Below are 13,044 nucleotides of genomic sequence, written 5' to 3' on the forward strand. Positions count from 1 at the left end.
CGAAAAAGTCTCCTTTCTACCTAGCGACTATTTGTCTTGTGTCGGTTCTTTCTTTGCTTGTGGTTGAGCTTTGAATGAACTAGAATCCTTTGTCAGCACAATATCGTCTGCCTTGATATACCAGTCAACATCTGCTCCTTGATAGGTGGCAGTAGCAACGGTGTCCGCAATGGGATTGATAAGTTCCACCCGTGCGTTATAATCAAACTCTTTCAAAGGCACGCTGGCAGGAATACTTACTTGAATCATGCGTCCTTGTCCTTTGGATTTTAAGTCATAGGTACGTTCCTTGATTTCATCTGAAACCGACCCGTCTTCATTTTGGATTCTCACTTCACGACGTAGAGCAGAGAATTTCAATTCTCCAAAAGTCGTGTCTTTATCTAATACAATGCCATTTGCTAATCTCATCATTTTTCCTCTCTTTCTTTATTCTTTTATCATGTCGTCAGCATGTAAAAGGTAATTTGTAAAACCACGAGTGCCGATTTTGTAGCCCTCTGCGGTAATACGTGGATTGACTAACTTCACACGTTCCTCAAAGCCGAAATGTTTTTCGCCAGCTTCAGCAGGAAGCACCACCACAATATCATCTGCTCTTTGAACATCAGAATAGAGATTATAGCTTCTTGATAAGACAGTTAGCCGTCCGTTGATTCTTCGCTGAACGACTTTATCCTCGCCAGCAAATTCTAAATTGCCGAATGTTTTTTCCATGTTGGGAATCACAAATTTAAGTTCCATATTTTTACCTATCCTTTCTTTTTTATTGGCTGAATGAATGTTTGATGGTCTTAAAGAGTGGGGAACGACCTTTTGATTCTTGATTTTTTGTTTTCATAAGTTCACTTCCTTTCAAAATCGGGTAAAAAAATAGACACCTCATTTTTTGAAGTGTCTACCTATTAAATATTCAAATTTTATTGGAAGTATCTTTATATCTTCACTTTTCAAGGATAAATCGTCGTATCAAAGCTCATTCATAAGTAGTAAATTAGTAGTAAATTGAGTGGTTTTGACCTTGATAAAGTGTGATAAGTCCAGTTTTTATGCGGATAACTAGATTTTTATGCTATTTTTCTTTGAAAAAGTCATAAATTTCTTGCACGGTACCCAGCGCCATCATTTCTTGGTCTTTGACGGTTTGTTTGAGATTTTGATAAATCTGACTTTCTCCTATCTCTCGCTTTGGCGCTTCTTTATTGACTGTCATGACACCATCTTTGATGGTCACAAAGCCTAGCTCTTCAAATACTTGAATCATCTTGACCAGCAAGATTTGTTGAATATTAAGATAAACTGCCAAATCCTTGAGCTTATAGCGAATATCAAACTCTGGGAACTGGTAAATGGTCTTGTACAATTTGGCAAACTGCTCTCTAGTCCCATAACCTGTCAGATAATAGGCCTTATCAATGTCATTTTTGAAATAGACAGCAGAGAAATTCTGTTCCTGAAAAATGGTCTTCAGCAGTGTAATATCCTCAGGAATGGTTTTTACAACAACCGCGTTACTAGTCGCTAAATCTGGCACTTCCCCAGCAAAATCCAAGACTGGAACTCCTTCTGGCAAGACTGCATTTTTCCCACGAATGTTAAAGAGTTGAACACCTTCCACACGCGCATCCACCATCATCAACTGCAGGGCAGTTTGACCATTCCATTGATTGACAGACAATTTGACTGCCAACTCTAGATTTTTGGTTTGAGAAAACTCTGTCGCCCATCTGCCTTGGCCAAAGGCCACCACTTCAAAACTCGCCTCACCCTTGGAAATTTTCAGCTTGAGATGGGCATTTCCTGCTCCCATAGTACGAGCACTTTCGACCTGAAAATCCTTGATATAAAAGATAGGTTTCTGATTGTCCATTCCAAAAGGTGCCAAGCGCTCAAAGTTCTTGACTGTTTCAAGACTCAAAGTCTCCAAATCCAACTCTTCATCTAGGTTTAACTTATTCTTGCCACCAGCATCTGCGCCTTTTTCACGGACATAGTCTTCCAAAACCTGAGATAAATCTGAAAGTTTCTCAACTTCCAGCGTCATACCAGCCGCACCAGCATGGCCACCAAAGGCGATGAAGAGGTCGCGATGGGGATCTAGGGCTTCAAAAATATCGACCGCTTCCACACTACGGGCACTACCCTTGGCACGACCGTCCTCTATATTGAGAACGATGACTGTCTGCCCTAGTTCTTCCAATAAACGACCAGCGACAATACCCAGAACCCCAGGATTCCAACCTTCCTTGGCCAAGACTTGGACCTTCTTCTCAGAATCCACCATAGTCTTAGCTTCTTCATAGATAGACTGAACGATTTCCTTGCGCTCTTCGTTTTTCTGATGAATCATGAGGGCAATCTCGTGCGCCTCCTCATCATCAAAGCCAGTCAACAAATCAATGGCTGGATTGGGATCATCCAAGCGGCCCAAGGCATTCAAACGAGGGGCAATCTGGAAACCAACCGTTTCTTCTGTTACTTCGTTGGCAGCTATCCCAGCCATATCCAGCATTTCTTGCAGGCCGATGCGCTGGGTATGACCTAACATTTCCAGACCATATTGAACCAAGATACGGTTTTCATCCGTCAAACTCACCATATCAGCAATAGTTCCGATAGCCACCAAGTCAAGCAGTTCCACTTGGACTTCCTCCAAAAGGGCACAAGCCAGCTTAAAAGCCACTCCACAACCAGCCAAATATTTGAAAGGATAGTCTGCATCTGGATGCTCAGGATGGACAATGGCATAGGCATCTGGCAAGGTTTCAGGCATGGAATGGTGGTCAGTCACAATGACATCCACTCCCATAGACTGGGCCAATTCAATTGCTTCATGACCAGCAACCCCATTGTCCACTGTCACAATTAAGGAAATCCCTTCTTGCTCGATAAAGTATTTATAGACACTGGCATTAGGTCCATAGCCATCAGTGAAACGATTTGGCAAGTAAACACGGCACTCAGCACCAAGCTGTTCCAAACTTTCCTTCACAATCGAAGCCGAAGTCATGCCATCCGCATCGTAGTCTCCATAAACGAGAATACTTTCCCCTTCTTCAATGGCCTGACGAATTCGTTCCACTGCCTTGTCCATATCATGGAGCAGATAAGGATCATGCAAGTCCTTCAAGGAAGGCTCTAAAAACTTTTTCAGACTTTCTTGGTCCTGAATCCCTCTTTCAAATAATAACCGAGCCACCTCAGGACCCAGTCCAGCCTTCTTGGCTATCTTTGTAAAATCCGCATCTTCAACCTGCGGGGCAAACTGCCATTCATAAGTAGGTGTTATCAAAAAGACATCCACTCTTTCTAAGAATTCTATTGCTTCATTATAACATGATTTAGACGTTTTCTCTATCCAGATTGCTTTTTTATAAAATTTTAGTGAATTTTTTCAGATATGATTTGACAAGACAAATTTTTTGGTGTAGAATCATGTTATAAAATCTAACACAAAGGAGATTCCTTATGGCTTTAGTAGAATTTGAACACGTCGAAAAATATTACGGAGACTACCACGCACTCCGCGACATCAATCTCCGTTTTGAAAAAGGGCAAGTTGTTGTCCTCCTAGGTCCATCTGGTTCTGGGAAGTCCACTCTTATCCGCACCATCAATGGTTTGGAGGCTGTCGACAAGGGAAGTCTTCTAGTCAATGGCCACCAAGTTGCTGGTGCCAGCCAGAAAGTTTTAGTGCCTCTACGTAAGGAAGTCGGCATGGTTTTCCAGCATTTTAACCTCTACCCTCACAAAACAGTGTTAGAAAACGTAACACTTGCACCCATAAAAGTTCTAGGAATTGATAAAAAAGAAGCTGAAAAAACAGCCCAAAAATATCTGGAATTTGTAAATATGTGGGACAAGAAAGATTCATATCCAGCCATGCTGTCTGGTGGACAAAAGCAACGGATTGCCATTGCACGTGGACTCGCTATGCATCCGGAACTCCTCCTCTTCGATGAACCAACATCCGCCCTTGACCCTGAAACTATCGGAGACGTTCTGGCAGTTATGCAAAAATTGGCCCACGATGGTATGAATATGATTGTCGTCACCCATGAAATGGGCTTTGCCCGTGAAGTTGCGGACCGCATCATCTTTATGGCTGATGGAGAAGTGTTGGTGGATACGACAGATGTTGATGACTTTTTCGACAATCCAAGCGAACCTCGTGCCCAACAATTCCTCAGCAAAATCATCAACCACGAAAGTGACAAAGTCAAATAAGGAGGCGCCTATGAAAAAGAAATTCTTTTTATCAGCATTATTGATTAGCCTTTTGGGCCTTGCTGCTACAAAACCAGTTCAGGCTGATACCAGTGTCGCAGATATTCAAAAAAGAGGCGAGCTGGTTGTTGGTGTCAAACAAGACGTTCCCAATTTCGGTTACAAGGATCCCAAGACAGGGACCTATTCTGGTATCGAAACGGACTTAGCCAAGATGGTCGCTGATGAGCTCAAGGTCAAGGTTCGCTATGTGCCTGTTACCGCTCAGACACGTGGCCCCCTTCTAGACAATGAACAGGTTGACATGGACATTGCAACCTTCACCATCACAGACGAACGCAAAAAACTCTACAACTTTACCAGTCCCTACTACACAGACGCATCTGGATTTTTGGTCAATAAGTCTGCCAAAATCAAAAAGATTGAGGACCTAAACGGCAAAACCATCGGAGTTGCCCAAGGTTCCATCACCCAACGCCTGATTACTGAACTGGGTAAAAAGAAAGGTCTGAAGTTTAAATTCGTCGAACTTGGTTCCTACCCAGAATTGATTACTTCCCTGCACGCTCATCGTATCGATGCCTTTTCCGTTGACCGCTCGATTCTGTCTGGCTACATCAGCAAGCGCACAGTACTACTAGATGATAGTTTCAAGCCATCTGACTACGGTATCGTTACCAAGAAATCAAATACCGAGCTAACCAAGTATCTTGATAACTTGGTTACTAAATGGAGCAAGGATGGTAGTTTGCAGAAACTTTATGACCGTTACAAGCTCAAACCATCTAGCCATACTGCAGATTAAGGAGGATACCCCATGACAGATTTATCATCTTGGACAGCCTATTTTCAGGATTTTGGACAATTTTTCAATGGTTTCCTCTTCACTCTTGCACTAGCTATCGGATCTTTTATCCTAGCCATGGTTTTGGGCATCTTCTTTGGAGCCATGTCAACCAGCAAGCGTCCAATATTGAGAATTTTAGCTCGCATCTTTGTCGAATTTTACCAAAATACTCCCCTCTTGGTGCAGTTTGTTATCGTTTTTTATGGCCTACCTCTTATCAGTGACCATATCATCATGATTCCAATTTATTGGACAGCCGTTCTCTGCGTGGGTCTCTATCACGGCGCCTATATCGCTGAGGTGATTCGCTCAGGTATTCAGTCTATTCCTAGCGGTCAGATGGAGGCCGCCTTGTCGCAAGGTTTTACCTATATCAGCGCCATGCGCTTGATTATCTTGCCTCAGGCCTTCCGTATCATTCTCCCTCCTTTGACCAATCAAATCGTCAACCTCATCAAGAATACCTCGACAGTTGCTATCATCTCTGGAGTGGACTTGATGTTTGTGACCAAGTCTTGGTCAGCCCTCAACGGAAATTACATCCCAGCCTTTCTAGGTGCTGCCCTTCTCTACTTTTCTCTATGCTTCCCTGTTGCCCAGTTTGGTCGCAAGATGGAGCAAGCCAACAAAAAAGCCTATTCACTTTAGGAGGTTACTATGGAATCCATTTTAGAAGTTTTAACCCCAGATAACCTAGTCTTTATCTTTAAAGGATTTGGCTTGACCCTCTACATTTCTCTGATTGCCATCGTCCTCTCTACCCTTATCGGAACGGTGCTAGCCGTCATGAGGAATGGGAAAAATCCTGTCTTACGCATTATCTCCAGCATTTATATCGAGTTTGTGCGTAACGTTCCCAACCTCCTCTGGATTTTCACTATCTTTTTAGTTTTCAAGATGAAATCCACTCCAGCAGGTATTACAGCCTTTACTCTCTTTACATCAGCGGCCCTGGCTGAGATTATCCGAGGCGGTCTCAATGCCGTGGACAAGGGGCAGTACGAAGCAGGAATGTCACAAGGATTTACTTCTGCACAAATCCTCTACCACATCATTCTCCCACAAGCTATTCGCAAAATGTTGCCAGCCATCATTTCTCAGTTTGTAACCGTGATTAAGGATACCAGTCTCCTCTACTCTGTCATCGCCCTGCAAGAGCTCTTTGGAGCTAGCCAAATTCTCATGGGCCGTTATTTCGAACCAGAGCAAGTCTTCAGTCTGTATATCCTGATTGCCCTCATCTACTTCAGCTTTAACCTAGCAATCTCTAGTCTGTCTCATATGCTAGCAAAACGCTGGCAACAAGCTGCAGAATAATACTCTTCGAAAATCTCTTCAAACCACGTCAGCTTCACCTTGCCGTATATATGTTACTGACTTCGTCAGTTCTATCCACAACCTCAAAACAGTGTTTTGAGCAACCTGCGGCTAGCTTCCTAGTTTGCTCTTTGATTTTCATTGAGTATAAACAGCCACTCTCCAGTTCAATTGGAGAGTTTTTTTGATGAGAGTAGATATTTATAGACCTCAATTTGACACCATACTTTTTCTATGATAAAATGTAACAAATTTATTTACAACAAATCAAATCTAAATGAAATGGAATTTTCTATGAAAGCACTCAAAGGACTACTCTTTATCATAGCTAGTTTTATCTTGACTATGTTGACTTGGATGAACACTTCTCCCCAATTCATGATTCCAGGACTAGCTTTAACAAGCCTATCTCTGACTTTTATCCTAGCCACTCGTCTCCCCCTACTAGAAAGCTGGTTTCACGGTTTGGAGAAGGTCTATACTGTCCACAAATTCACAGCCTTTCTCTCCATCATCCTACTCATCTTTCATAACTTTAGTATGGGCGGCTTGTGGGGCACTCGCTTAGCTGCTCAGTTTGGCAATCTTGCTATCTATATCTTTGCCAGCATCATCCTTGTCGCCTATTTAGGCAAATACATCCAATACGAAGCTTGGCGATGGATCCACCGCATGGTTTACCTAGCTTATATTTTTGGACTCTTTCATGTCTACATGATAATGGGCAATCGCCTCCTCACATTTAATCTTCTAAGTTTTCTTGTTGGTAGCTATGCCCTTTTAGGCTTACTGGCTGGTTTTTACATCATCTTCCTTTATCAAAAGATTTCCTTCCCCTATCTAGGGAAAATCACCAATCTCAAACGCTTAAATCACGATACTAGAGAAATTCAAATCCATCTTAGCAGACCTTTCAACTATCAATCAGGACAATTTGCCTTTCTAAAGATTTTCCAAGAAGGCTTTGAAAGTGCTCCGCATCCCTTTTCTATCTCAGGAGGTCATGGCCAAACTCTTTACTTTACTGTCAAAAATTCAGGCGACCATACCAAGAATATCTATGATAATCTTCAAGTCGGCAGCAAAGTAAGCGTAGACAGAGCTTACGGACACATGATTATAGAAGAAGGACGAGAAAATCAGGTTTGGATTGCTGGAGGCATTGGAATAACCCCCTTCATCTCTTACATCCGTGAACATCCTATTTTAGATAAACAGGTTCACTTCTACTATAGCTTCCGTGGAGATGAAAATGCAGTCTACCTAGATTTGCTCCGTGACTATGCTCAGAAAAATCCTAATTTTGAACTCCATCTAGTAGACAGTAGGAAAGACGGCTATCTTAATTTTGATCAAGAAGAAGTACCCGAACAGGCAACCGTCTATATGTGTGGTCCTCTTTCTATGATGAAGTCACTCTCCAAACAGATTAAGAAACAAAATCCAAAAGCAGAGCTTATTTACGAAGGATTCAAGTTTAAATAACCACTCATACTCTCCTGAGAATTCTAGGAGAGTTTTTTATAGCCAAATGAAACAAGACCGGAGCGATGGAATTTTGGCATTCAAATCAATTGATAAGAATGTTTTATAGTGGAATGAAATAAGATACGAACAAATTGATTAGGAAAATCAAATGAATTTATAGAAATCTTTTAGCAGTCATGGCGTCCTATTCCAGTTTCAAAACGCTATAGAAGCAGCATTGTGCTAGTCTAGATCCAGTTTACTATACTAAAACGAGTAGCTTGAAATCAAAAAACCCACCCAATGGGCAGGTCTTCTCTGTATTATTCAGCTAGATTAAGCTTTACCTTCTGAACCGAATACGTCGATACGTTCTTCAACTGATGCTTGGATAGCTTTTACACCGTCAGCCAAGAATTTACGTGGGTCGAAGAGTTTTTTCTTGTCGTATTCTGCTTCGTTTGCTTCGTAGTCACGAGCAAATTTACGAGTTGCGTTCGCGAATGCGATTTGGCATTCAGTGTTAACGTTAACTTTCGCAACACCCAGTTTGATAGCTGCTTGGATTTGCTCATCAGGAATACCTGAACCACCGTGCAATACGATTGGGAATCCTGGAAGAGCTTCTGTCAATTTTTGCAAGTGGTCAAGGTCAAGACCTTCCCAGTTTGCTGGGTAAGGACCGTGGATGTTACCGATACCAGCTGCCAAGAAGTCGATACCAGTTTCAACCATTGCTTTAGCGTCTTCGATTGGAGCCAATTCACCTTTACCGATGATACCGTCTTCTTCACCACCGATAGTACCAACTTCAGCTTCTACTGAGATACCTTTAGCGTGTGCTTTTTCAACAACATCTTTAGCCAATTTAAGGTTTTCTTCAACTGGAAGGTGTGAACCGTCAAACATGATTGAAGTGTAACCAACTTCGATACACTCAAGTGCATCTTCGTAGTGACCGTGGTCAAGGTGGATAGCTACTGGTACAGTGATACCCATTGATTCAACAAGGTTAGCGATCAAGTTGCGAGCAACTTTGTAACCACCCATGTATTTAGCAGCACCCATTGAAGTTTGGATCAAAACTGGAGCTTTTTTAGCTTCTGCTGCGCGCAAGATAGCTTGAGTCCACTCAAGGTTGTTTGTGTTAAATCCACCAACTGCATAACCGTTGTCACGAGCTGCTTGGACAAATTTTTCTGCTGAAACGATTGCCATTTTATCAGGCCTCCTGTATATTTTTATGGGTCATCCCATTTACATTGTTCATTTTATCACTTTTTGACAAAAAAATCTAGTTTTTCCCGCAGTTTCGATTGAATTTCTTCTAGCTTCATCTATGTAAACCCTTTCTCTCCCTAGTCTTGGGCGACTTTTGGAAAAACTATGAAGAAGGTTAGACGATTCTCCTTCATCTCGAAACGATAAGCTAATTTTTCATGTTCTAATAGACTCTTGACCACAAAGAGCCCCATCCCAGAACCCTTGGCCTTGCGACTAGCATTATCAGAAAAAGATTGAGCTAGTTTTTCTTGTTCTTCTGAACTACAGCTATTTTCTATAAAAAGTTCCCCTTCTCTTTCTCCAATGCGAACTAAGCCACCTGGAACAGAGTGCTTGATGGCATTGCTGATGAGATTAGACAGGATCAACTTCATGACTGATGGGTTTAGATAAGCCTGCTGATGAGTCAAACTATTGTCTATATGGAGCTCTCTATCCTTGGCTAGTAAAGCATAATCCTTAACCAGACTTTGCGTCATCTGGTGTAGGTCAATTGTTTCCCTATCATCTCGCAATTCTTGCACAGACGAGAGGGAAAGTATCTGCAGAACATGGTGATTGAGTTCATCCACAATCCCCAAGGCAACTCCTAGATAGTGGTCTCTATCCTTATAACGACCGATATTCTCTTTCATATTTTCAATCAGGATTTTCAAACTGGCCAGTGGTGTTTTCAGTTCATGGGAAGCCCCTCGTAGGAATTCAACCTTCATCTTCTCAAGCTGGAGAATGGCTTCATTCTTTTCATGCAAGTCCGCAATAACAGTTAAAAGGTGCTGGTAAAGGCTATTGATTTGTTCTTTGAGATCACCAATCTCATCCTTGGAATCTACGCGCAATCGCACTTGAGTATCCAGTTCCATCATCCGTCGGGTCACCCGCTTGATTTCCAAAATCGGGGCCACAATGGTCCGAGCGTAGATGTAGGCCACCAAGAGGGAAATCAGAAAGGAGGCCAGCAGGGTATAGGGAAGAAACTGGAGACTGATTTGCTCTGCTTCCTTTTGCAAATCCATGGAAGCTAGAAACTGGAGAGTCATAGTACCACCGTCCTGCGTTGTCACCTCCCGCTCCTCAATAAAGAGGGAGGTAGTCTGACGGTCCGTATCCAGAGGAAGGTTGTCCTTGACTTCTAACTTGTCCTCGGTCATCTCGCCCTTAACGGCCCCCTTGATATCACTAGTCTGGGAATACAAGTCTAACACTTGCTCGATGCTCTGCCTATCCTTTCCCTCTAGGGACTGGGCAATGGCTGTTGCCTTCTGACCAATGGTTTCCTGACGATGACTCAGATAAGTCGAGGGAAAAAGAAAATAAATAGCTAAATGGAGACAGACGACTAGAACACTAAAAATCGAGAAGGTATAGATAAATATCTTTGTAAATAAACCTGTTCGTTTCATTTTCGCTCCAATTTATAACCAACATTGCGCACAGTGAGGATGCAGTCCAGGTCTAGCTTTTTCCGCAGTTCCTTGATATAAACATCAATGACTCGGTCAAAGGGAACCTCATCTGTCGCCTTCCAGACGGCATCGATAATCTGAGAACGAGTCAAGGCTCGTCCTTCATTTTTAACCAAATAATCAAGAATTTCCAACTCTTTGGCATTGATAGCTACTTCCTCACCTGCTAGGCTGGCACTGTAACTTTCAAAATCCACCTTGGTATCCTTGTAGGAGAAGATTCGTCCCATATCGTAATAGCGCTTGAAAATCGCGTCTACCCTCACTTTTAAGAGGGAGAGGGAGAAGGGTTTTTCCAGATAGCCATCTGCCAGAGAGGCAAAGGCACTCATCTTGTATTCCTCATCCTGAAAGGCAGTCAGCATCAAGACAGGAACCTGACTGGTTTTACGAATCTCAGCTAGGACTTCTAAGCCATTGAGCTTGGGCATCTGGATATCCAGTAAAACCAAAGCCACCTCATAGCTGGAAAATTTTTCTAAGGCTTCTTGCCCATCTGCCGCCTCAATGGTTTCATAGCCACAATCCGTCAAGTAATCACTGATCCCCTCACGGATCATCTCTTCATCTTCTACAATTAAAATTTTCATACTTTAACTGCTCTCTATTTTTTATTTTTCTTAGAATAACTACCTACTCTATTTTCTATTATAGTCTCTTGCTGGCCTTTTGTCTGTAAGCAACTGACCACTAGATAAAACAAAGAGAGCCTATCGCTCTCTCTGCTTGCATTTCACTCCCTATGGAATGAAGGTTATTTGGTTTTTAAACTAGTGGGACTTTTTTAAAAGGCTGTAGTCCTTACTGGTTGTATCTTAGCTTATTTTGTAAACTCTACAACATAATCGTAGCCTTTTTCTGTTTTCGCCCCAAAGTAGAAATCATTTACTCTATATCCACGATTTTCGACCTTAGCAATTTTAGCTTTGATTGCTTGTTTTACTTCTTCTTTACTAGCATTTTTTGGAAGTTTGATAGTAGTATCACCATCTACATCCAATGCACCAGCTATACCTGGTAGAGTTTTTAGGTTGAAGTAAATGTTAACATTCACAGTTTCTTTTACTTCTGTTGATCTTTTAGCCCTTCTTTGAACTAGTGGAGCTTTTCTAAAGCCTGTAGTTCCTACTGGCTGTGTTTTGGATTCTTTTGTGAATTCTACAACATAGTCATAGCTATCTCCACCTTCAATGATTTGATCTAAGTCTGTTTTTGACGTAACTGTAAAGCCTTGTTTTTTAAGTTTCTCGATTTGGGCTTTTGTTTTTTCTTCAACAGCTCGTTTTAATTCCTCTTTAGATGTCTCTCCAGAGAAAGTAAGCACATTTTCGCCACCTAATTCTCCTAATGCTCCAGCTATATCTTTAAGAGATGTTAAATTATAGTAGACATTTATGTATTTAGTTTTATTAGACAAATCTCTTTTTACAACTTTTTTAGCTCTTACTTGAACTTTTGGTGCAATTCTGAAGCCTGTAGTTCCTGTAGTTTCCTTAGTGAAAGTTACTACGTAGTCATAATGAGTTGCATCTGCTTGATCAATACCTACAAAGTACTCATCAGAAATTTTGTACCCCTTTTTTTCAAGCTCTGCTTTTTTCTTATCTATTCTTGCTTTTAAAATAGATTTCAAAGCTTCACCAGAGACATCTTTTGGTATGTCAACTTCATTTTCACCACCTAAATCATCAAAGAATCCCGGAATATCCTTCATACCATCAAAATTATAATAAATAGAAACTTTATTTTGAGGTTCACTTACACTTCTAGGACGACGAGTTACTCGAGGTTGGTAAACTGGTGCATTTCTAAAAGCTGTATTCTCTGGTGTACTATTTCCATGCCCAATAACATTGTTATCTCCGATATGTGTTCCTTCTGGTCCGTTTCCAGATAATCCTGAATTTGTGTAATCTGGTTTCTTATACTCAACTCCTGGAGTTGCAATAGTAGCTAAGTTTTCGTCATATTTATCCACTACAGCCGCTTGATTATCCGTAGTTTTTGCTTGTTTCATTTCTTCTTTAGCTTTGTTTGTATATTCTTCTACTTTTAATCTAGCTTCTTCTTTTTTACTTGGTGATAGACTGCTTGAGTCAATTTCTTCGAATTTATTTTTTTTACGTATTTCTATCTCTTCTCTATTTTCCTTTAAGCCTTGTTCAAGATTATCTTTTGGTTCATTTGAAGTATTCGAATTACCTGCAGTATCTTCTGTCGGATGTACTGGTGCTGCTGGTTCATTTTGTGTTCCCTCTGCTACAGCTGTTGTTCCAGTAGTTTCTGAACTTTCTTCAGTAGGAGTTACTGGTGCTCCAGTTTCTTCTTTTGAGTCTTCTGCTGGTTGACTAGTATTCGAATTACCTGCAGTATCTTCTGTCGGATGTACTGGTGCTGCTGGCTCATTTTGTGTTCCCTCTGCTACAGCTGTTGTTC

The 13,044-nt window shown here is 41.5% G+C and carries 11 protein-coding genes and 1 pseudogene; 5 read left to right on the plus strand and 7 right to left on the minus strand.

All coding sequences use genetic code 11. From position 1 onward, the window contains the following. Positions 1-27: 27 nt before the first annotated feature. The 3 genes from HT679_RS07565 to recJ form a co-directional block, all read right to left on the minus strand. Positions 28-414 (minus strand): YdcP family protein, encoded by a 387-nt coding sequence (locus tag HT679_RS07565; protein WP_000985015.1) that lies wholly within the window; start codon positions 412-414, stop codon positions 28-30. A 15-nt stretch (positions 415-429) separates the two neighbouring features. Then, the gene (locus HT679_RS07570) at positions 430-744 is read right to left on the minus strand and encodes a YdcP family protein (protein WP_000420682.1); all 315 of its coding nucleotides are present in this window, start codon (positions 742-744) and stop codon (positions 430-432) included. A gap of 328 nt (positions 745-1,072) precedes the next feature. Continuing rightward, positions 1,073-3,292, minus strand: coding sequence for a single-stranded-DNA-specific exonuclease RecJ (recJ, locus tag HT679_RS07575; RefSeq protein WP_173213890.1), 2,220 nt, complete (start codon positions 3,290-3,292; stop codon positions 1,073-1,075). 176 nt (positions 3,293-3,468) lie between these two features. On the opposite strand from recJ, the gene HT679_RS07580 reads away from it, so the two are divergent. The 5 genes from HT679_RS07580 to HT679_RS07600 all read left to right on the plus strand — a co-directional run bounded on the left by HT679_RS07580 (position 3,469) and on the right by HT679_RS07600 (position 7,876). Next, positions 3,469-4,227, plus strand: a complete 759-nt coding sequence (locus HT679_RS07580; protein WP_138701765.1) for an amino acid ABC transporter ATP-binding protein — start codon at positions 3,469-3,471, stop codon at positions 4,225-4,227. Between the two features lie 10 nt (positions 4,228-4,237). Then, positions 4,238-5,032 (plus strand): transporter substrate-binding domain-containing protein, encoded by a 795-nt coding sequence (locus tag HT679_RS07585; protein ID WP_138701764.1) that lies wholly within the window; start codon positions 4,238-4,240, stop codon positions 5,030-5,032. Between the two features lie 12 nt (positions 5,033-5,044). Further along, the gene (locus HT679_RS07590; RefSeq protein ID WP_000131137.1) at positions 5,045-5,722 is read left to right on the plus strand and encodes an amino acid ABC transporter permease; all 678 of its coding nucleotides are present in this window, start codon (positions 5,045-5,047) and stop codon (positions 5,720-5,722) included. 9 nt (positions 5,723-5,731) lie between these two features. After that, on the plus strand, positions 5,732-6,391 hold the full coding sequence (locus tag HT679_RS07595; protein WP_000443889.1) for an amino acid ABC transporter permease: 660 nt from the start codon (positions 5,732-5,734) through the stop codon (positions 6,389-6,391). A gap of 294 nt (positions 6,392-6,685) precedes the next feature. Further along, a complete protein-coding gene (locus tag HT679_RS07600) occupies positions 6,686-7,876 on the plus strand; it encodes a ferric reductase-like transmembrane domain-containing protein (protein ID WP_173213892.1) in 1,191 nt (396 codons plus the stop codon). Positions 7,877-8,194: 318 nt separating this feature from the next. On the opposite strand, the gene HT679_RS07605 is transcribed toward HT679_RS07600, so the two are convergent. The 4 genes and pseudogenes from HT679_RS07605 to HT679_RS07620 all read right to left on the minus strand — a co-directional run. Next, positions 8,195-9,076 (minus strand): class II fructose-bisphosphate aldolase, encoded by an 882-nt coding sequence (locus HT679_RS07605; RefSeq protein ID WP_001018997.1) that lies wholly within the window; start codon positions 9,074-9,076, stop codon positions 8,195-8,197. 140 nt (positions 9,077-9,216) lie between these two features. Further along, positions 9,217-10,545: a sensor histidine kinase VncS gene (gene vncS, locus HT679_RS07610; RefSeq protein WP_173213894.1), complete on the minus strand. Its 1,329-nt coding sequence runs from the start codon at positions 10,543-10,545 to the stop codon at positions 9,217-9,219. Next, entirely contained in the window at positions 10,542-11,198 is a 657-nt protein-coding gene (gene vncR, locus HT679_RS07615) for a response regulator transcription factor VncR (RefSeq protein WP_173213896.1), read from the minus strand. Before vncR ends, vncS begins: the two co-directional genes overlap by 4 nt. Before the next feature lie 230 nt (positions 11,199-11,428). Continuing rightward, positions 11,429-13,044, minus strand: a pseudogene (locus HT679_RS07620) (hypothetical protein); the annotation flags it as partial.

It is taken from the genome of Streptococcus sp. 4886, from assembly GCF_013276485.1.
Taxonomy (GTDB): Bacteria; Bacillota; Bacilli; order Lactobacillales; family Streptococcaceae; genus Streptococcus.

Bases quoted from the DNA above. Each gene is read 5' to 3' on its own strand.
- HT679_RS07565 (WP_000985015.1), bottom strand. From the start codon at position 414: ATGATGAGATTAGCAAATGGCATTGTATTAGATAAAGACACGACTTTT.
- HT679_RS07570 (WP_000420682.1), bottom strand. From the start codon at position 744: ATGGAACTTAAATTTGTGATTCCCAACATGGAAAAAACATTCGGCAAT.
- HT679_RS07580 (WP_138701765.1), top strand. From the start codon at position 3,469: ATGGCTTTAGTAGAATTTGAACACGTCGAAAAATATTACGGAGACTAC.
- HT679_RS07585 (WP_138701764.1), top strand. From the start codon at position 4,238: ATGAAAAAGAAATTCTTTTTATCAGCATTATTGATTAGCCTTTTGGGC.
- HT679_RS07590 (WP_000131137.1), top strand. From the start codon at position 5,045: ATGACAGATTTATCATCTTGGACAGCCTATTTTCAGGATTTTGGACAA.
- HT679_RS07595 (WP_000443889.1), top strand. From the start codon at position 5,732: ATGGAATCCATTTTAGAAGTTTTAACCCCAGATAACCTAGTCTTTATC.
- HT679_RS07600 (WP_173213892.1), top strand. From the start codon at position 6,686: ATGAAAGCACTCAAAGGACTACTCTTTATCATAGCTAGTTTTATCTTG.
- HT679_RS07605 (WP_001018997.1), bottom strand. From the start codon at position 9,076: ATGGCAATCGTTTCAGCAGAAAAATTTGTCCAAGCAGCTCGTGACAAC.
- vncS (WP_173213894.1), bottom strand. From the start codon at position 10,545: ATGAAACGAACAGGTTTATTTACAAAGATATTTATCTATACCTTCTCG.
- vncR (WP_173213896.1), bottom strand. From the start codon at position 11,198: ATGAAAATTTTAATTGTAGAAGATGAAGAGATGATCCGTGAGGGGATC.